The sequence below is a fragment of the Dermatophilaceae bacterium Sec6.4 genome (genome assembly GCA_039636865.1).
Classification (GTDB): domain Bacteria; phylum Actinomycetota; class Actinomycetes; order Actinomycetales; family Dermatophilaceae; genus Allobranchiibius.
Genome location: CP144172.1, coordinates 3,415,659 through 3,434,386 on the forward strand (window position 1 = coordinate 3,415,659; position 18,728 = coordinate 3,434,386).

The window sequence follows — 18,728 nt, forward strand, 5'->3', positions numbered from 1 at the left end:
GCACTCCGATCATTCGACGGTGACAGATTTGGCCAGGTTGCGCGGCTGATCCACATCCAGCCCCTTGGCCGTCGAAAGCTCCAGCGCGAACACCTGCAGGGGCACCACGGTCAACAACGGTTGCAGCATCGGGCTGGTACGCGGCACCCTGATGACCTCGTCCGCAAACGGCACAACTGCCTCGTCGCCGTCCTGGGCGATGACCAGGGTGCGCGCGCCGCGCGCGCGGATCTCCTGGATGTTGGAGACGACCTTGCCGTGCAGGCCGTAGGGCGTATCCGGGCCGGGAGCTATGACGAACACCGGCTGACCGGGCTCGATCAGCGCGATCGGACCATGTTTGAGCTCGCCGGCGGCAAATCCTTCGGCGTGGATGTATGCCAGCTCCTTCAGCTTCAACGCACCCTCCATCGCAACAGGGAATCCGACCTGGCGGCCCAGGAAGAGCACCGAGCGGGTGTCGGCCATGAAGTGGGCGATCTCCTTCACCCGGTCCAACCGACCCAGCAGCTCCTCGATTTTCGCGGGCACCTCCTGCAGCTCGGCCAATACGTCGCGCGCTTTGTCGGCGTATTCCGAGCCCTTCAACTGGGCAAGGTAGAGCCCGAGCACGTAGCACGCGGTGATCTGGGCCAGGAAGGCCTTGGTCGATGCGACGGCGATCTCCGGACCGGCGTGGGTATAGAGCACTGCGTCCGATTCGCGCGGGATCGTCGAACCGTGCGTGTTACAGATCGAGATGGTAAGCGCACCCAGGTCGCGGGCATGCTTGACGGCCATCGCAGTGTCCATCGTCTCCCCCGACTGACTGATGGAGACCACCAAGGTGCGGTCTCCGACAATCGGATCGGAGTAACGGAACTCGTGCGCGAGCGCCACCTCCACGGGGATTCGCGACCAGTGCTCGATGGCGTATTTGGCGACCATCCCGGCGTACGCCGCGGTTCCGCACGCCACAATCGTTACCCGATTGATGTTGCGTAGTTTCTCTTCCGGGATGCGCAGCTCGTCCAGCATGAGCCGGCCGTCCTCGTCGGTCCGCCCGAGCAGCGTGTCCGCGACGGCCTGCGGCTGGTCGTGGATCTCCTTCTCCATGAAGGTGTCGTATCCGCCCTTCTCCGCAGCTGCTGCATCCCAGGTGACGCGGAACTTCTTGCCCTGCGCGGGCGCACCGTCGAACCCGATGACCTGCACCGAATCCGGGGTGATGGTCACGATCTGGTCCTGCTCCAACTCCATTGCGTCGCGGGTGCGGCCGATGAAAGCCGCCACGTCGGAGCCCAGATAGTTTTCACCGTCCCCCAGACCGACGACGAGCGGACTGTTGCGTCGGGCACCCACCACCACTCCGGGGTGGTCGGCATGCACCGCGAGCAGCGTGAAGGCGCCGTCAAGCTGGGAAACCACGGCGCGCATGGCCTGCGTCAGGTCCCCGTCGTACTCCTGCGCGAGCAACTGCGCGACGACCTCGGTGTCGGTTTCGCTCTCGAAGGTCACTCCCGCTTCGAGCAGCCGGGCCCGCATGGGGTGGAAGTTCTCGATGATTCCGTTGTGGATCAGCGCCAGTTTGCCGTCGGTGCCGCCGCGGTGCGGGTGGGCGTTTTCGTCGGTAGGCCCGCCGTGGGTCGCCCACCGGGTGTGACCGATAGCCGTACGCGAGGGGGCCGGCGGGTCGACCTGAATCAGTTCCCGCAGGTTGGCGAGCTTGCCGGACTTCTTGCGCACCTGCACATGAGGGGCGGCGCCGTTGCCTTCGACCAGGGCCACCCCGGCAGAGTCATACCCCCGGTACTCCAGCCTGCGTAGGCCCTCCATGACCACATCGAGAGCCTGACCATCGTCGGATCGACCGACATATCCGACAATTCCGCACATGTCGCGCAGCTTATTGCCTACACAGCTGCCCGTTGCGCCGCGTATCTGGGACGGATGCTGCCAGATCACCGCCGAAGCAGTAAGAATGTGCCCGTGTCGCGCGCAACCGAGGTCGTCAGTCCGTATGTCGAGTTGGACCGCGCAGCGTGGGCACACCTGCGCGACACCTCGCCGATGAGCTTGGACGCGGCGGATCTGCGAAGACTGCGCAGCAGCGGGGACCGTATCGATCTGCTGGAGGTCGAGGAGGTCTATCTGCCCCTGTCCCGTCTGCTCAGTTTCTACGTCGACGCCACCCGGGGTCTGCACCGGGTGACCGGCCGCTTCCTGGGCGAAGCACCTGCCAAAGTGCCGTTCGTGATCGGCGTCGGCGGATCGGTGGCCGTCGGCAAATCGACCACAGCCCGGGTCCTACGCGAGTTACTCGCACGATGGCCGGGGACCCCCCGGGTGGAGCTGGTGACCACGGACGGTTTTCTGTTTCCGAACGCGGAGCTGGAACGCCGCGGCCTGCTGGGGCGCAAAGGGTTTCCGGAGTCCTACGACCGGCGATCGCTGGTGCGCTTCGTCGCAGCGGTCAAGTCGGGCGTCTCTGAGGTGACCGCACCGGTCTACTCCCACCTGACCTACGACATCGTCGCCGGCGAACACATCGTCGTCCACCGGCCCGATGTGCTGATCATCGAAGGTCTCAACGTGTTGGCCGCTCCGATGCCGCAGACCGGGCGCGGAAGCAGTTTGGCATTGTCGGACTTCTTCGATTTCTCGGTGTACGTCGATGCACGCGAGCAGGACATCCGTCGGTGGTATGTCGACCGGTTCCTGGCGCTTCGCGAGACGGCCTTCGCCGATCCCGCGTCGTACTTCCATCGTTATGCCGCGCTCACTGACGAGCAGGCCCGCGCTCAGGCCCAGCGGATCTGGTCGGACATCAACGGGCCCAACCTGGTCGAGAACGTGCTACCCACCCGCAGCCGCGCAAGTCTGGTGTTGACCAAAGGATCCGGCCACGACGTGCGGCGGATCCGGTTGCGCAAGTTGTAACTAGCTCTGGTCGGCTCGGTCGACGCGGTCCTCGTCGGCGTCGAACATCCCCTGGACCTCGGACAGGTCCATATCGCTTGGCTGATGGGCATCTTCACCGTCGTCGACACGTCCACGTCGGTCGCGCGCCCACAGCAGGAAGAAGATCCCGGACGCCAGGGCCAGGGTTGCCAAGCCGCAGATCACCGCGCCGAAGACGGTGTAGAGGGCGCGCGACGCCGACGTCGCGGGGGTCCCGTCGTTGTCGCCGCCCGCGAAGGTCGGAGCCTGCGACAGACCCCACCGCGCACCGATGATCGCGGCGAGCACGGCGAGTAGGAGCGCCACGGCCCAGAAAACCGGACCCAGCCACTTCTTGCCCATCAACATCTCATTACCCCAGACATCCTGCGCACAACCCGGCCAGCCATCAGTGAACCGTCGAGGAAACGGACCGGCTCAGTACCAGTTCGTTGCCTGGGAATGCGCCCACGCCCCGCACGGCGAACCATAGGAGGACTTGATGTATCCCAATCCCCACTTGATCTGGGTGGCCGGATTGGTCTGCCAATCGGCGCCTGCGCTGGCCATCTTGCTACCGGGCAGCGACTGAGGGATGCCGAACGCACCCGAGGATGCGTTCATCGCAGAGGCGTTCCAGCCCGATTCCTTCATCCACAAACTGGACAGGCACCCCATCTGGTCGCTGCCCCACCCGTAGCCGGACAACATGCCCGCCGCGATCGCCTGCGGGCTTCCACCGGACACGGCAGGTGCGGCGGGCGTAGTCGGCGTGACAGGTGTGGTCGGCGTGGCCGCAACCGGGGTTGCGGGAGCGTTCTTCGCGGCCTGTGCCTTCTTCGCGGCTGCAGCCTGCGCGGCTGCAGCTTTGGCCTTGGCGGCGGCCTTCACCGCACTGGCCGATTTTCCGGCAGCAGCCTGGTTGGCTCGCGCCGAGGCCGCTACCTTCGCACGCTGGGCGGACGAGCGCGATACCGAAATATCGCGGGCGGTGGCTGCGCGCTTGACCAGCTCTGCCTTCGCAGCAGCGTCTGCGGCGGTGTTGGCCGTGGCCGGTGCCCTCAGCACTGCAGACGCGGTAAGAGCCGTGGTGTTCCCGACCCCGATCGCGCTGCTCGTCGATGCGTATGCGGTCGCGCCCATGGATACGGTGGCGATCGCTGCAGAGGTGAGGACGGCGGGGCGACGCAGTAGTTCAACACCACTGGGTCGGGCCGCACGGTGTCGACCGACGTTGCGGGGCATGGTGACTGAGGGGCCTTTCGGTGGGGGAGAAGTGCGACAACAGATGGCCACTTCTCGCGACCACTGTGAGTTCTATCGGAGTTGAAGCATCCAGCGTTACCGAATCGAGACCGTGGCTACTGTGCCCGGCCGATCCGATCCTGTCCAATCGGGATCGGATCGGCGAGAGCGGCGACTCTCACGCGCCGGTGGCCGGGTCAGGAGCCGTAGCGACGCTCGCGCTCGGCATACGAGCGCAGAGCGCGCAAGAAATCCACCCGTCGGAAGTCGGGCCAGAACGCTTCGCAGAAGTAGAACTCCGAGTGCGCGCTCTGCCACAGCAGAAAGCCCCCGAGGCGCTGCTCGCCCGATGTGCGGATCACCAGATCCGGGTCCGGCTGGCCTTTGGTGTAGAGGTGCGCCGAGATGTGCTCCACGTCCAGAATCTGCGCGAGTTCCTCGATCGTCACCCCCTGGGCAGCATGCTCCTGCAACATCGCCCGCACGGCGTCAGCGATCTCCTGCCGTCCGCCGTACCCGACAGCGACATTCACGATCAGTCCGTCGGCATCCTGTGATTTCAGCGCGGCATCGGTCAGTACGTCCCGAGTGCGATCCGGAAGCAGGTCGAGTGCGCCGACCGGGTGCAGGCGCCACCTTCCCCGGGCTGCGAGGTCCGCGACCACCGACTCGATGATGGCCAGCAGTGGCGTGAGCTCCGAGGCCGGGCGGTGCAGGTTGTCGGTGGACAACAGCCACAGGGTGACGACCTCGACACCGACTTCTTCGCACCAGGTGAGCAACGGTTCGATGTTGTCCGCACCGGCCTGGTGGCCCGAGGCCGTGTCGGTGCCCTGTTTCCGGGCCCATCGCCGGTTCCCGTCGAGCATGACGCCCACGTGTCGCGGTAGATCCGCACTCGGCAGGGAGCGCGCCAACCGGCGTTCGTACACACCGTAGGCAAGGTCGCGAACACGCCCCATTTCGTCGCCCTCCGCATCGGTTCTCGGCCCAGACCACCGACTGGGGGCAAGGGTAGTCCGCCCCGATGGGCCCGCCTGCGTCGATCAGGCCCGTGAGGATCTCATCGGGTGCCCGGACGCCCTCGTCGAATTCACCGATCCCGGCTCTGTACACAGTTCGCAGGCCTAGGATCGAACCCGTGATCCAACCCATCAGCGAGGCCTTCGAAACCGCCGCCCAGGATGCCGCCGAACTACTGCGTTCGGTCAAACCCAAGTTGCGCGGCTGGTTACACCTGGGAATGGTGCCGCTCACGTTCGCGGCAAGCGTCGTGCTGGTCGCATTGGCACCGGCGGGTGGTCCTCGGGTCGGAGCGATCGTGTTCGGAGTGACGGCGCTGCTGCTGTTCACTACGTCGGCGATCTATCACCGCGGCACCTGGGGCCCGAGGGCCGGCGGCGTGCTGAAGCGGATGGACCACTCCAATATCTTCCTGATCATCGCCGGCAGCTACACGCCATTCGCGATCACCCTTTTGAACAGGGCCCAGGCGACCTCACTGTTGGTGATCGTCTGGTCCGGTGCACTCGGCGGCGTGCTCTTCCGGGTGTTCTGGGTGGGTGCCCCGCGGTGGCTGTACACCCCGATCTATGTGGCGCTCGGGTGGGTCGCGGTCTTCTACTTCGGGCCAATGATGCGCGCCGGCGGACCAGCCGTCATCACTCTCATTGCCACGGGCGGAGTTCTCTACACCCTGGGCGCCGTGGTCTACGGCATCAAACGACCCAACCCGTCACCACGCTGGTTCGGTTTCCATGAGGTGTTCCACGCTTTCACCGTGCTGGCCTTTGCGGCTCACTACATCGCAGCCTCGATGGCTATCTACTCCCACGCCGGCGTGGCCTGAGCCGCCGCCCACTGCACCAGGGAACGGGGCAGCGCACTAGCGACGGGGCGGCAATCCATCACCGGGCGACCCGGCTGCGGTGGCTTTCTCATCCTCTGCAGCCTTGTCCTCGGCCTCCTGCATCAATCGGACATTGCGTAGATGCCCGCTCATGCTCCGGTAGAGGAACCAGCAGACCATCGCCAGGGCGAACAGGGTCAGGAACCCCCAGATTCCTGCCGTGACATTGGTTGCTTCTGCTTCACCCATGGGCTGCCTCTCGTATTACTCGAGCAACGACGTCGTCAGTCAACGGCGCGGCATGCGGACCAACATGCTCCTGCGACAATCGATCCGCCTGGGCGGCACCATTGTGCAGTCCAGCGAACAGATCGTCCTCTTCTGCGGGGACCGGGACGTAGGACACGGCCAAATCCCATTCCTCGGTCGGCCAGACCGCGGCCTGCTCATCCGGGGACAGTGCGAAGAACGATCCGTCCGGGTCGATCTGAGTCGCGTGTGCCAGCAGTGCCCGCTCGCGCACCCCGAAATACCGGCCGCATTCGACATGGGTGGTGACACGCCCCTCCGGGCGGTTCTCCCAGCGCTTCATCCATTCGCCGAACGGCGACTCCCGATCTGAGGCGAGTAACGCTTCGTGCATCGCCAACATCTTGCCGCGCGAAAATCCGCGGTCGTAGTACAGCTTGAGCGGCTGCCACGCGGGCCCCGCGTGCGGAAACTTCTCCGGATCCCCGGCCGCTCGGAACGCCGCCAGCGACACGTTGTGGCACATGATGTGGTCTGGGTGGGGGTAGCCACCGTTCTCGTCGTACGTCGTCATCACGTGCGGACGGAATCGACGGATTACCCGCACCAACGCTTCCGTGGTGACATCCATCGGCTCGAGGGCAAAGCACCCGGCAGGCAGCTCCGGAAGCGGGTCACCTTCAGGCAGACCGGAGTCCACAAAGCCCAGCCAGGTGTGCTGAATACCCAGGATCGCCTGTGCCTCCGCCATCTCACGGCGGCGAACTTGCGGCAGATCCCGCAGGATTTCCGCATCATCCTTCAACCGGGGGTTCAGGATGTCGCCGCGCTCACCGCCGGTGCAGGACACAACCATGATGTCGTGCCCCTCCGCGACGTACCGTGCCATCGTCGCCGAGCCCTTGCTGGACTCGTCATCGGGATGCGCATGCACTGCCATCAGACGCAGGCTGCCGGTCGTCATTGCCACCTCATTGAATTCGTTTTTGGGACACCGCCTAGTGTCTCATCCCATGCAGTTACCCACGCCCGCAGCCGGTCAGGGCAAGTGGTGGGTGATCGGCACTATCGGTGTGATCGTGATGAGTGCGATCGCCGTGTGGTTCGGACTCGCCGCCAGTAGCGGAGTGCAATGGTCGGACGCCGGAAACGATGTGGTCAGCGACACTCAGGTGAAGGTGATCTTCGACGTCACCAACCAGAACGGCCGACCCGTTACCTGCACCATCGAAGCTCAGGACATCAACCACTCCCAGGTCGGCGTCACCACTGTTCAATTACCAGCCAGCTCCTACAACTCAGTGCGCTACACCAGAACTGTGCGCACTGTGACGCGCGCCGTGACCGGAACCGTCGACAAATGCGTGTACAGCTGACACACCTACCGATCGTCACGGCTATCCGGTCAAGCGGAGTCGATGTGACATTTGAGCAGCAGACGCTAGGGTGAATGTTTACGTCCGGTCCGGTTCCCCGGCGCACCGTAACCTCTTCTGAGGTTTCATTGCTTCGTGGGTCCGGGCCAGTTCGTTACCCGGCGCGGGACCTCCGCCCCGGTAAGCAACGGGCTTCAACCCGCGCTGAACACCACATTCAGCACCAGTCGCCACAGCAAGGAGAAGGTCCGTGACGAGCACTACAGCCAGCTTCCTGACCCAGGAGGCCTACGACCGGCTCAAGGCTGAGTACGCCCACCTGACCGGTGAAGGCCGCACAGATATCTCCCGCCAGATCGAAGAAGCCCGAGAGGAGGGTGACCTCAAGGAGAACGGCGGATACCACGCTGCCCGCGAAGAGCAGGGCAAGATGGAATTACGCATTCGACAGCTGGATGCCCTGCTACGCGACGCCGTGGTGGGCGGCCCCGCCAGGGCGGAAGGCACCGTCACCCCGGGCACCGTGGTGACGGTCACCATGTTCGGCGAAACCGAGCGCTTCCTGCTCGGCAGTCGCGAAATCGTCGGCGATTCCGACGACCTGGACGTCTACAGCGAGAAGTCACCCCTCGGTGCTGCGATCAACGGTAAGAAGATCGGCGAAAGCACCTCCTATGAAGCGCCGAACGGCAAGACGGTCACCGTCGATATCGTTGATGTAGCCGCTTACAGATAACCTCCAACGAACACGCGAAGACCCCCGGCAGCGCATCTCGCGACCGGGGGTCTTTGCATGCTCTCAGGCGGTGCTTAACTGGTTGTCATGAGCAATCGATCACGTGTTGTGCAGGTATCCGGTCCGGGCCAGCCATTGGAGTTGACGGAGCGAGAGTTGCCCGAGCCGGCTCGGGGGCAGGTCCTGGTGCGGGTCGAGGCCTGCGGGGTGTGCCACTCCGATGCAATGACCGTCGAAGGTGGGATGCCGGGGATCGAGTATCCGCGGGTGCCCGGCCACGAGATCGCCGGAAGCATCGAAGCCGTCGGGGACGGCGTGGACCACTGGGAAATCGGCCAGCGTGTCGGTGTCGGCTGGTTCGGCGGTAACTGCGGGCACTGCGACTCGTGCCGACGCGGCGACTTCATCAGTTGCCCCAACGGTCAGGTGCCCGGAATCGCGTATGACGGTGGTTATGCCGATCACGTCGTGGTGCCGGTCAGTGCGCTCGCATCGATTCCGGACGAGCTGGCATCACAGGATGCTGCCCCGTTGCTGTGCGCCGGCATCACAACGTTCAATGCGCTGCGCGAGAGCGGTGCCCGGCCAGGCGATCTGGTGGCCATTCTGGGCATCGGTGGGCTGGGACACCTGGGGGTGCAGTACGCCCGGCACATGGGTTTTGAGACCGTTGCCATCGCCCGCGGTACCGACAAGAAGGAGCGGGCGACCGCCCTCGGAGCCCATCACTACATCGACTCCACCGCCTCCGACGTCGCGCAGGAACTGCAGGCCCTCGGCGGCGCACACGCGATCCTGGCCACGGTGACCGCGCCGGACGCCATGAGTGCCGCGGTCGGCGGTCTGGCGCCGCGTGGGCGGATGCTGGTCATCGGTGCCTCGGCAGACCCGATGCAGATCCCCCCGTTTGCCTTGATCCCAGGCAGCACCGGGGTCATCGGGCATGCGTCGGGCACGTCGAAGGACTCCGAGGACACCATGCACTTCAGCGTCCTGCAGGACATTCGACCGACCATCGAGACCTACCCACTCGAGCAGGCACCCGAGGCCTACGCGCGGATGATGAGTGGCGACGCCCGGTTCCGGGTCGTCCTCACAATGAGCTGACCCACCTCACAGCCTCGGGAGCCGAACGTGCCCGCCCAGCCGGTGCGTTCGGCTCGGGTTGCATTTTGTGCCGAGGGTGCTGCTATTGCCGCACCCTCGGCACAAGTTGCAACCCGACATCGTCAGAAACATCGCACCCGCTACTTGGCGACGGCCTTCTTGTAGGTCGCAGTGGACAGCGGCACGAAGATCGCGAGCAGCGCCACCACCCAGATGAGTGTGTAGATGTCCGGGTGTTGCAGGGCCCACGTGTATCGGATGGCCTTCAGCTGTTCGGCCGGCGTGTCGGCGACCTTCAGCGCGAACAGGTTGCCGAAGTGCTGTCGAGCCGACTGGGTGATGGTCGACACGGGGTTCCAGCCGGCGATGAGCTTCAGCGGGCCGGGCAGGCTCTGAGCACTGGTGAAGGTGTTCGCAATAAACGTCAACGGAAAAATCACCATGAATGAGGCGTTGTTGACGGTCTCGGGGGCGCGAACTTTCAACCCCACGTAGGCGAACAACCAGCTCACGGCGTAGGCGAACAACAACATCAGGGCAAAGCCCCACGCTGCGTCGAAGACATTGGTACGGATGCGCCACCCGATCACCAGACCGGTCAGTGACATCACCACCAGCACGATGACGTTGTTGAGCACATCGGAGATGGTGCGCCCGAACAACACGGCACCGGGGTGCATCGGCAGCGTGCGGAATCTGTCGATAACACCTTTCTGCATATCCTCGGCCATCCCGAATCCGGTGATCGTCGCGCCGAAGATGATGGTCTGCGCGAAGATGCCGGCGATCAGGAACTCCCGGTACCCGCTGGCATTGCCCGGCCCCGCAAGGCTGCCGAAGATGAACCCGAAGAGCAGCACGAACATGATCGGTTGCAACGTGGTGAAGATGATCAGATCGGGGACCCGTTTGATCCGGATGAGGTTGCGTCGGGCGATCGTCAAACCATCGGAAATGAAGGTATTCATTACCGCTCCCCCTTTTTCTTCTTGGTCTTCTTCTTCGTTTCGTCGGCCTCTTCTTCAGCTACGTGACCGGTCATCGCCAGGAATGCATCGTCCAGGGTCGGACGTCGGATACCGATGTCCTGCACCTCGATACCAGCGTCGTCCAGTCGGCGGACGGCGACCAGTAGATCCTTGGTCCCGCCAGTGACGCCCACCGTGATGGCACGAGTGTGCTCGTCAGCAGTGGGTTCCGCGTCGACGATTCCGGCCAGCAGCATTGTCGCCTCGGCCAGCCGCGCCGGATCGGTCACCGTCACCTCGAGGCGCTCCCCACCGGCCTGCACCTTCAGCTCGTCCGCCGTCCCTTCGGCGATCACGACCCCGCGATCCACAACGATGATGTTGTTGGCGAGCCGGTCGGCTTCCTCCATGTACTGAGTGGTCAAGAGCACGGTGGTGCCCTCGCGGACCAGCGTCGCAATGACGTCCCACATATCGCCCCGACTACGTGGATCCAAACCCGTCGTGGGTTCGTCCAGGAAGATGACCGGTGGTCGCGCGACCAGTGCTCCGGCCAGATCCAGCCGGCGACGCATCCCGCCCGAATATCCCTTGGCCGGTCGATCGGCTGCATCGTCCAGCCGGAACTGGGTCAGCAACTCCCTCGCCCTCGCGCGCGCCTGCGCCTTGGGCAGGTGGTAGAGGCGACCAACCATCTCCAAGTTCTCATAGCCCGTGAGGTACTCATCGACTGCGGCGTACTGGCCGGACACCCCGATACACCGACGGACCGCGGCGGGATCCTTGATGACGTCGTGCCCGGCGACCGTTGCAAAGCCCGAATCGGGCCGGATCAACGTCGTCAGGACCCGGACGGTCGTCGTCTTGCCGGCCCCGTTCGGACCGAGCACGCCGAGCACGCTGCCCTCGGGCACGCTGAGGGAAACCCCATCGATGGCCGTGACGGCCTTGTAATGCTTCACCAGATCATGGGCGACGACAGCGTCCGCCATGCCAACCTCCTCCTTGGCGGCAAACCTGCTACCGCACGCACCCTGGTCAGTCGTTGTAAAAGCTGCGGGCGACATCGTGCCACGCGGCGCCGACAGCGAGTGCCATCCCTCTGCGAGAGCGCCATGCCTCTCGGGTCTCTCAGGCCTTTCCCGTTGGACAGGTCACTCAGCTGTCCAACGCCTGCTCGAGATCGGCGATCAGGTCGACCGCGTCCTCGATGCCGACAGACAACCGGATCAGGTCACCGGGCACTTCCAGCTCGGTGCCTCGGACGCTGGCGTGCGTCATCCGAGCCGGGTGCTCGATCAGTGATTCAACTCCGCCGAGCGACTCCCCCAGTGTCCACAGCTGCGTACGGCCGATTGCGTCGACGGCGTGCTGCTCGCCGCCCGCGAGCTGGAAGCTGACCATTCCGCCGAACCGCTTCATCTGGGTAGCAGCAATGTCGTGGCCGGGATGGGAATCCAAGCCGGGGTAGTAGATCTGGGTGACGTCCCCGCGTCCCTGCAGAAATGAGACAACTTTCTCCGCGTTGTCACAGTGTCGCTCCATCCGCAGCGACAGGGTCTTCAGTCCGCGCAGCACGAGCCACGAGTCCATCGGCCCGGAGACGGCACCGAGGCTGTTCTGATGGAACGCGATCCGCTCGGACGCATCCTGCATGTCAGGAACGCCGATCTGCTTGGCGACAACGACGGCTCCCCCGACGACATCACTGTGCCCTCCCGCGTACTTGGTGGTGGAGTGCATCACGATGTCCGCGCCGAGCCGCAACGGCTGCTGGAGGTAGGAGGACGCGAAAGTGTTGTCGACCACCAGCAATACGCCCGCTTCGTGTGCAATCTGGGCAATGGCCGCGATGTCAGCGATACCGAGCAACGGGTTCGTCGGCGTCTCGATCCAGATCAATTTGGTGACGCCGGGTCGAATCTCACCGCGAATCGCATCGGCCTGCCCCACCTTGGCGAGGCTGTAGTCGACCCCCCACGCCTTCACGACCTTGTCGACGAGTCGAAACGTGCCGCCGTAGGCATCGGTCGGGATGATGATGTGGTCACCCGGCCGTAGCAGCCCGCGCAGGATCGCATCCTCTGCCGCCAGGCCGGACGCGAAAGCAAACCCCTGCGACCCGCCCTCCAGGTCGGCGATGCACTCCTGCAGCGCCGTGCGGGTCGGGTTCGCGGAGCGGGAGTACTCATACCCCTCACGGAATCCGCCGACACCGTCCTGTTTGTAGGTCGAGGTCTGGTAGATGGCGGGTACGACCGCGCCGGTGCGAGGATCCGGCTCCTGCCCCGCGTGGATGGCGCGAGTGGAGAAGCCGTGCTCAATACGATCAGTGTGGTCAGCGGTGCTCATGAGCCAAGGTTAATGCGGCGACGGGTGCGACTCAGGCGCCCGGCTGGTACGGGCCGAGCACGCAGAACTCGTTGCCCTCAGGGTCGGCCAACACCGCCCATCCCTTCTCGCCGTCCCGTCGGTCATCGACCATCGATGCTCCGAGCGCCAGAATCCGGTCGACTTCCGCGTCGCGAGGGCAGTCGACCGGCCGGACGCACAGATGCATCCGGTTCTTGACCGTCTTGACCTCTGGCACCTTCAGGAAGAGCAGATACCGGTCATCGGGGCCGGTCAGCCCGCATTCCTCATCCCCCGGTTGCATCTCATCAGCAGGATCGACGACAAAGTCCGTAAGTACCTGCCCCCACCACATCGTCAACGCGTAGGGGTCGGCGGCATCGATACAGAAATTACTTGCGCGAGAAGCCATACCCCACCGTGCCACCGGCCCCGACTGGCACGCAACGGGGTTGCCGGCGTTCGGTTCACAGCGCCGAGTTCAACGCCTGCCAGTCGATACCGCCCGGGGCCCGGTCCACGATGGTCTGCAGCAACCCCAGACGTGCTGCGCGTAGCTCCTCGTCAGGGGCCATGACGAGCACCTCGTCGAAGAAACGCGCCAACGGCTCCAGGAGGTTCGATGCAGTCAACAGCCACTGCGGGAGCGTGTCACTGCGGTGGTCGGCAAGCACGGCCACCATCGCAGCAAGGTGGAGCTCGGCGGGGTCCCTCAACAGCGTCTCGTCGTATGCCGCAGCCGTACCGGCCGGAACGATGCGGGTGATGCGCTGCACCGACTCCACCAGGGACGCGAGCCTCGGGTCGACCCTGGCAGCTGCAATGTCACGTAGTGCGGCCTGCGCCCGACCCGGAGTCGCTGCCAACGGCGCGACTGCATCGACCATCCTGGCATCCACTCCCTCGTCGCGCAGCTGCTGCTTGAGTCTGCCCACAACGAAGTCCGCTGCTGCATCAACCGATTCGACCCTGACCTCGATCCCCTGCTCACGAAGCCTGATCGCAGCCACCGCCAGGCCCGAGTTGATCGTGACCGCCGACAGCGCCTCGTGCGCGCGCAGGATCGCGACCACACCCAGCGCCGCGCGACGCAGCGCGAACGGGTCGGAGGAGCCGGTCGGTTTCGCGCCGAGCGCGAACATTGCGGCCAGCAGATCAAAGCGATCCGCGAGCGCCAGCAGCGCGCCCGGCAATCCGGCCGGCACCGCATCACCGGCTGTCTTCGGCTGCTCCATCTGAGCCAGCGCCTCAGCGACCGCCGCGCTCTCACCGGCGCGGGCGGCATATTCCCGGGCCATCGTGCCGGCGAGGGATGACAGCTCGATGACCATCTGGGACGAGAGATCGAACTTGGCCAGTTCGCCTGCCCGAGCGAGGGTCTGGCGCTGGTCATCGTCCAGTGCGATATCAACCGCGAGCGCCGAGGCCACGTCGGCGATCCGGTCAGCACGCTGCGCCACCGACCCGAGCCGGTTCTCGAACGTCAGCTTCGCGATACCGGCGCGCAGGTCGGCGAGCGGCATCTTCAAATCGGCGTCGTAGAAGAACGCGGCGTCCTCGTACCGTGCGCGCAGCACCTTCTCGTTGCCCTCTCGCACCACGTCGTCATCACACGAGCCGTTTGCCATCGTGATGAAGTGCGGCAGCAGCGAACCGTCGGCGGCACGCACCGGCAGGTAGCGCTGGTGTTTGCGCATCACCGTGGTGAGAATCTGCTCGGGGAGCTGCAGATAACGCTCTTCGTAGGCGCCGAGGATGCCGTGGGGTACCTCGACCAGGTTGGTGATCTCGTCCACCAGATCGGACTCGGCGTCGAAATCGACGATGCCGCCGACCTTCTCGGCCAGGGCGCTCGCCTGCGAAATCACCGCTGCACGTCGCGCGCCCGGATCGAGGACGATGCCGCGCTCGGCCAGGATCGGGGTCAGGGTCTGTGCGTTCTCTATGCGGACCAGCGGATCGGCGTCGCCGCGCTGCGTGTACGTCGTGCGTCCGGTACGCAGGCCCGACGCCTGGGCGGGCACCAGGTGCGCGCCCCACAACGCCACCACCCACCGGATGGGTCGGCTGTAGGTCAACTCGGCATCCGACCAGCGCATGTTGCGGTCGGCGCGGAGCCCGGTCACCACCGTGGTGACGATCTCGCCGAGTACTGTGAGGACGTCGCGGCCAGGCAGGTCGAGCTGCACCGCAACGTGCTCGGCACCGTCGAATTGCGCCTTGATCAGGCCTGCCGGATCGACCTTCTGCCCGCGGGCGAATCCTTGGGCAGCCTTGGTCAGATTTCCGTCGGCGTCGTAGGCCGCAGCAACTTTCGGGCCCTTTCGCAGCGTCTGCGCGTCCGGCTCGCGGGCCGACACGTCGCGCACCTGCGCCACGATCCGTCGTGGGGTACCGAGCACCGATACCTCACCGGATGTCAGGCGGCTGGCGGCGAGGCCGGTAGTGAGAAGTTCGCGGACCTGCCCGATGGCCTGCTCCACGACGTGCGGGGGAAGTTCTTCCACCCCCAACTCGAACACGAAGTCCTGAGCCGACGCATCGGCCTCGATGCTCGTCTCCTCCTGTGCACCGGCAGCTGGTGGCATGAGCGCCGAGCCGGCCACGATGGGCGCGCTGTCGGACTTCAACAGCGGGAAGTCCAGCTCCGCGCGACGCTCCACCCAGAGCGCCGCGACGTCGCGTGCCAACCCGCGCATCGTAGAGAACGCCTGCGCCCGCTCCGTCGTGGAGATCGCGCCACGCGAATCGAGCACGTTGAAGGCCTGGCTGGATTTGAGCACGAAGGTATGCGCCGGCACCGGCAGTCGCGCTTCGACCATCCGCTGCGCCTCGGCCGTGAACCGCTCGAACAGATCCCGGTTGGTCTCGACGTCGGCTTCGTCGAGGTAGTACCTCGACATCTCGTACTCCTGCTGCCCGAATGCCTCGCCGTAGGTGATTCCCGGCGCGTAGATCATGTCCTTGAAGTGGCTGACACCTTGCTGCGCCATCATGATCCGCTCGATGCCGTAGGTCAGCTCAACGCTCACAGGGTCGAGGTTCTGGCCGCCGACCTGTTGGAAGTAGGTGAACTGGGTGACTTCCATACCGTCCAGCCACACCTCCCAGCCCAGCCCCCACGCACCGATCGCGGGCTGCGCCCAGTTGTCCTCGACGAACCGCACGTCGTGCGCGCCCAGGTCGATACCGATTGCCTCGAGGGACTCCAGGTAGAGCTCCTGCGGGTTGCCGGGGTCGGGTTTGAGGATCACCTGGAACTGGGTGTGCGTCTGCAGCCGGTTGGGGTTCTCTCCATACCGGCTGTCATCGGGTCGGACGCTCGGTTCCACGTACGCGACCCGCCACGGCTCGGGACCGAGCACTCGCAACAGCGTGGCGGGGTTCATCGTGCCCGCTCCCACCTCGGTATTGAAGGGCTGGACCACCATGCATCCACGGTCGGTCCAGAACTTCTGCAGGGTCAGCAGGGCATCTTGCACAGTCAGCACCGGGCAAGGCTATCGACGGCCGGTGCGGGTAACGAATCGATTTGGTAACGGTGCCAACCCATCCGAGCAGGTCGGAGTCTGAGAAGGCGACTCATCATCAGGCAATTTCTAAGGGGAATCTCATGCACGCAGTGCGGCGCACGACTCGAACACTTTCGGCTGGTGCACTGCTACTCGGCCTGGCTGCGTGCGGCCCGGGCAGCAACTCCGCCTCGACGTCATCGTCGACCGCCGCTCCCGCCGCTACAGGTACCACCACCTCGGCTTCGTCTTCCTCCTCCCCCACGACGACGGCCTCTGCGACCGCACGCGGTCCGGTCTCGTCGTCGGCTGCCGCCACATCGCTTCGCGCACGCAGCGGATACGCGACGCCGGCCGTCGTAAGAGTCGGGTCGGCTTACGAGGCGGCAACTCTTGCGGCAGGGAACAAGGTGGCCTTCTGGACCGGCGACGGGACAACCTGGAAGCCCGCAGGAAGCAGCCCCCACCTACCCGTGTTCTCCTCGGCCGCAGCCGCCCCCACCGTGACCGGTGCACTCCTGTCGGGCGCCCCACACGCCATGTTCATCGTGGACGGCGCATTCACCGGCGACGGCACCGGCCAGGCCATTGCATACGGCAGAGGGCGCTCCGGGTGGTCGGCTTACACCGCACAACGAGACGGCTCTCTGGCGCCGTCCGGGCACGGTGTCAGCACCTTGAACGGCGCCCCCGGCCTCGAGCTGAAGATGAAGTTCACCAGATCCGGCTTTCAGACCTCTTCCCTCTGGGGTCCGGACAGCGCCGCCTCAAACGCGGGCCAGACTCACAACCCCACCATCAGGAACTGGCACGCCCAGCGTTCCAGCTTGATGCTCACCTCGAGCAACGTCTTCACCGCACAGCGGGTAGCCGGCGCCAAGATCGTCGACAGCACCCCCACCCACAGCGGGACGACACTTCCGAACGGGACGTGGATGGGCCGGTTGGACGGTGTCAGTTCTGACGGCTCTCTCAAGGTGCAACCGATTCGACTCGCCACCTGCTCTGCACCGGACGGCTACTGCACCACCCCGGTCGGTCGTGATGTGCAGGTCGTCGTACCGGACCAGTTGTCCACAGTGGTCCTCGACGGAACCACCTCTTTCACCGCGCCCGGGTGGTTCTTCACGCAGACTGCGGCAGAGGGCGCCGATAACTCGGGCGTGCTGTTCAAGGCTTACAGCCCGGGCGCTCCGTACGTGGTCTCCCCCAAAGTGGCCATGTCTGCGCGCGTCAACGGGCTCCTGCGCTTCACGGTTTCAGGTGGACGCGTCACGGCGTTGGCGAGCGTCTTCACCCCCTGAGAGTCCGGGTGGACGGCTTCTTCGGGTTGGTGCAGCTCTGCCATTGCACATCGGTCGACCCCGCACACCCCTGCACCAGAGCCGGAACACACGAGAAAGGGTGCGCAGTGTCACTGCGCACCCTTTCTCGACATAACTCAGCAGGTGCCGCTCAGGTCGCAGCGGACTCCGCGCGCTCGAAGCGGTAGGCCGAGAAGATTCTGATGCCCGAATCGTGGGCGGTTTCCGGGAAAGCCGACATCGGCTTGGTGGACACCAACTCCAGCCCCCGTGATGCAAAGATCTTGGGCACGTCGTGCGGGTACTGACGGTGCGAATTACGCCCGGGTGGCTCAATTGCCAGGACCGACCTGCCGATGCGGACGATGTCGTCGAACACGCGCGTGCTGGAGGGGTGGATGTGCTCGATGACGGCCATCGTGAAAACGAGGTCGAAACTGTCGTCGGAGAAACCGGAGAGCACGTCCTCAGCTGCACCGACGTGAATCGTCGTGTCGCTCAACTGCGGGTAGGTGCGGCGCAGTAGCTCGACGGCATGCGGACTGATCTCGACCCCTTCGACGTTGGGGTAACCGTGGTCGACCAGGTAGGCCAGGTTGCGGCCGACGTTGCATCCGACCTCGAGGATGCGCGCGTCGGAGGGGAGGTCGGAGATGAGTTGGAGCAGAACCTTACTTCGACCCTCGACCTGGGTGTATGTCGACGGGACGTTGTCAACAGGTGCCGGCTGCCGCCAGAACGCGTGCAGCGTCTCGATGTCGTCAATGCCCTTCGTCGGGGCCGCGGCGGGCTTGGGAGCCGGCGCGGGCTTGGGGGCCGGGGCTGTACTGGGGGCTGAACCGCCGGCGGCCCGAACTTTCACGCGGTGCGCTGCTTCCCAGATAGCAGGTGGCGCCCAGCGCCTCACCTGGTGCTTGTGTGAACCCCAAAACGACGCTTGCCCCATATTTTTTTCCCTCAATCTGCTGAAGCTGGTTCCCGACCGTCGCATCAGGTGCGCACGGATGGCGGGACGGTGCTCGGACCGTAACACGACCGGCCGCATATTCACCGGAAACTCGCGCTGTTTTCGGCCTCGGTCGGACCACTTCACTCACAGGCAACGCCGGAC

At 65.0% G+C, this 18,728-nt stretch carries 18 protein-coding genes; 6 read left to right on the top strand and 12 right to left on the bottom strand.

The window, feature by feature from the left end:
• Window positions 1-9 precede the first annotated feature (9 nt).
• Window positions 10-1,875, bottom strand: a complete 1,866-nt coding sequence (gene glmS, locus V3G39_16315) for a glutamine--fructose-6-phosphate transaminase (isomerizing) (protein ID XAS76191.1) — start codon at window positions 1,873-1,875, stop codon at window positions 10-12.
• Between the two features lie 93 nt (window positions 1,876-1,968).
• On the opposite strand from glmS, the gene coaA reads away from it, so the two are divergent.
• The gene (gene coaA / locus V3G39_16320) at window positions 1,969-2,919 is read left to right on the top strand and encodes a type I pantothenate kinase (GenBank protein ID XAS76192.1); all 951 of its coding nucleotides are present in this window, start codon (window positions 1,969-1,971) and stop codon (window positions 2,917-2,919) included.
• Here the strand turns inward: coaA and V3G39_16325 are convergent, their stop codons facing one another.
• The 3 genes from V3G39_16325 to V3G39_16335 form a co-directional block, all read right to left on the bottom strand.
• Window positions 2,920-3,282: a hypothetical protein gene (locus V3G39_16325; GenBank protein XAS76193.1), complete on the bottom strand. Its 363-nt coding sequence runs from the start codon at window positions 3,280-3,282 to the stop codon at window positions 2,920-2,922.
• 75 nt (window positions 3,283-3,357) lie between these two features.
• On the bottom strand, window positions 3,358-4,164 hold the full coding sequence (locus tag V3G39_16330) for a hypothetical protein (GenBank protein XAS76194.1): 807 nt from the start codon (window positions 4,162-4,164) through the stop codon (window positions 3,358-3,360).
• Between the two features lie 197 nt (window positions 4,165-4,361).
• Window positions 4,362-5,126, bottom strand: coding sequence for an isoprenyl transferase (locus V3G39_16335; GenBank protein XAS76195.1), 765 nt, complete (start codon window positions 5,124-5,126; stop codon window positions 4,362-4,364).
• 182 nt (window positions 5,127-5,308) lie between these two features.
• Between V3G39_16335 and V3G39_16340 the strand changes: the two genes are divergently transcribed.
• Window positions 5,309-6,013: a hemolysin III family protein gene (locus V3G39_16340; protein XAS78265.1), complete on the top strand. Its 705-nt coding sequence runs from the start codon at window positions 5,309-5,311 to the stop codon at window positions 6,011-6,013.
• A gap of 36 nt (window positions 6,014-6,049) precedes the next feature.
• Here the strand turns inward: V3G39_16340 and V3G39_16345 are convergent, their stop codons facing one another.
• Both V3G39_16345 and mca read right to left on the bottom strand, forming a co-directional pair.
• Window positions 6,050-6,262: a hypothetical protein gene (locus tag V3G39_16345; GenBank protein XAS76196.1), complete on the bottom strand. Its 213-nt coding sequence runs from the start codon at window positions 6,260-6,262 to the stop codon at window positions 6,050-6,052.
• On the bottom strand, window positions 6,255-7,226 hold the full coding sequence (gene mca / locus V3G39_16350) for a mycothiol conjugate amidase Mca (protein ID XAS76197.1): 972 nt from the start codon (window positions 7,224-7,226) through the stop codon (window positions 6,255-6,257). The genes V3G39_16345 and mca overlap by 8 nt, the downstream gene beginning before the upstream one ends.
• Before the next feature lie 49 nt (window positions 7,227-7,275).
• Here mca and V3G39_16355 point away from each other — a divergent pair, with 49 nt between their 5' ends.
• From V3G39_16355 to V3G39_16365, 3 genes are all read left to right on the top strand, one after another.
• Window positions 7,276-7,638 (top strand): DUF4307 domain-containing protein, encoded by a 363-nt coding sequence (locus V3G39_16355; protein ID XAS76198.1) that lies wholly within the window; start codon window positions 7,276-7,278, stop codon window positions 7,636-7,638.
• A gap of 250 nt (window positions 7,639-7,888) precedes the next feature.
• Window positions 7,889-8,374 carry a transcription elongation factor GreA gene (greA, locus tag V3G39_16360; protein ID XAS76199.1) on the top strand — a complete coding sequence of 162 codons (486 nt, stop codon included), beginning with the start codon at window positions 7,889-7,891 and terminating at the stop codon, window positions 8,372-8,374.
• 87 nt (window positions 8,375-8,461) lie between these two features.
• Window positions 8,462-9,481, top strand: a complete 1,020-nt coding sequence (locus V3G39_16365; protein XAS76200.1) for an alcohol dehydrogenase — start codon at window positions 8,462-8,464, stop codon at window positions 9,479-9,481.
• Window positions 9,482-9,621: 140 nt separating this feature from the next.
• On the opposite strand, the gene V3G39_16370 is transcribed toward V3G39_16365, so the two are convergent.
• From V3G39_16370 to V3G39_16390, 5 genes are all read right to left on the bottom strand, one after another.
• A complete protein-coding gene (locus V3G39_16370; protein ID XAS76201.1) occupies window positions 9,622-10,449 on the bottom strand; it encodes an ABC transporter permease in 828 nt (275 codons plus the stop codon).
• On the bottom strand, window positions 10,449-11,441 hold the full coding sequence (locus V3G39_16375) for an ATP-binding cassette domain-containing protein (GenBank protein XAS76202.1): 993 nt from the start codon (window positions 11,439-11,441) through the stop codon (window positions 10,449-10,451). The genes V3G39_16370 and V3G39_16375 overlap by 1 nt, the downstream gene beginning before the upstream one ends.
• A gap of 166 nt (window positions 11,442-11,607) precedes the next feature.
• On the bottom strand, window positions 11,608-12,801 hold the full coding sequence (locus tag V3G39_16380) for a cystathionine gamma-synthase (protein ID XAS76203.1): 1,194 nt from the start codon (window positions 12,799-12,801) through the stop codon (window positions 11,608-11,610).
• A 31-nt stretch (window positions 12,802-12,832) separates the two neighbouring features.
• Window positions 12,833-13,213, bottom strand: coding sequence for a VOC family protein (locus V3G39_16385; protein ID XAS76204.1), 381 nt, complete (start codon window positions 13,211-13,213; stop codon window positions 12,833-12,835).
• A 55-nt stretch (window positions 13,214-13,268) separates the two neighbouring features.
• A complete protein-coding gene (locus V3G39_16390) occupies window positions 13,269-16,292 on the bottom strand; it encodes a glycine--tRNA ligase (protein ID XAS76205.1) in 3,024 nt (1,007 codons plus the stop codon).
• 122 nt (window positions 16,293-16,414) lie between these two features.
• Here V3G39_16390 and V3G39_16395 point away from each other — a divergent pair, with 122 nt between their 5' ends.
• Window positions 16,415-17,617, top strand: a complete 1,203-nt coding sequence (locus V3G39_16395) for a hypothetical protein (protein XAS76206.1) — start codon at window positions 16,415-16,417, stop codon at window positions 17,615-17,617.
• A 151-nt stretch (window positions 17,618-17,768) separates the two neighbouring features.
• Here the strand turns inward: V3G39_16395 and V3G39_16400 are convergent, their stop codons facing one another.
• Window positions 17,769-18,479 (bottom strand): class I SAM-dependent methyltransferase, encoded by a 711-nt coding sequence (locus tag V3G39_16400; protein XAS76207.1) that lies wholly within the window; start codon window positions 18,477-18,479, stop codon window positions 17,769-17,771.
• Between the last annotated feature and the right edge of the window lie 249 nt (window positions 18,480-18,728).

What these genes read in the sequence shown, in the direction of transcription:
- V3G39_16375 (XAS76202.1), bottom strand. Translation starts at nt 11,441, where the DNA reads ATGGCGGACGCTGTCGTCGCCCATGATCTGGTGAAGCATTACAAGGCC.
- V3G39_16345 (XAS76196.1), bottom strand. Translation starts at nt 6,262, where the DNA reads ATGGGTGAAGCAGAAGCAACCAATGTCACGGCAGGAATCTGGGGGTTC.
- glmS (XAS76191.1), bottom strand. Translation starts at nt 1,875, where the DNA reads ATGTGCGGAATTGTCGGATATGTCGGTCGATCCGACGATGGTCAGGCT.
- V3G39_16355 (XAS76198.1), top strand. Translation starts at nt 7,276, where the DNA reads ATGCAGTTACCCACGCCCGCAGCCGGTCAGGGCAAGTGGTGGGTGATC.
- V3G39_16380 (XAS76203.1), bottom strand. Translation starts at nt 12,801, where the DNA reads ATGAGCACCGCTGACCACACTGATCGTATTGAGCACGGCTTCTCCACT.
- V3G39_16395 (XAS76206.1), top strand. Translation starts at nt 16,415, where the DNA reads ATGCACGCAGTGCGGCGCACGACTCGAACACTTTCGGCTGGTGCACTG.
- V3G39_16325 (XAS76193.1), bottom strand. Translation starts at nt 3,282, where the DNA reads ATGGGCAAGAAGTGGCTGGGTCCGGTTTTCTGGGCCGTGGCGCTCCTA.
- V3G39_16330 (XAS76194.1), bottom strand. Translation starts at nt 4,164, where the DNA reads ATGCCCCGCAACGTCGGTCGACACCGTGCGGCCCGACCCAGTGGTGTT.
- V3G39_16335 (XAS76195.1), bottom strand. Translation starts at nt 5,126, where the DNA reads ATGGGGCGTGTTCGCGACCTTGCCTACGGTGTGTACGAACGCCGGTTG.
- V3G39_16385 (XAS76204.1), bottom strand. Translation starts at nt 13,213, where the DNA reads ATGGCTTCTCGCGCAAGTAATTTCTGTATCGATGCCGCCGACCCCTAC.
- V3G39_16365 (XAS76200.1), top strand. Translation starts at nt 8,462, where the DNA reads ATGAGCAATCGATCACGTGTTGTGCAGGTATCCGGTCCGGGCCAGCCA.
- V3G39_16370 (XAS76201.1), bottom strand. Translation starts at nt 10,449, where the DNA reads ATGAATACCTTCATTTCCGATGGTTTGACGATCGCCCGACGCAACCTC.
- mca (XAS76197.1), bottom strand. Translation starts at nt 7,226, where the DNA reads ATGACGACCGGCAGCCTGCGTCTGATGGCAGTGCATGCGCATCCCGAT.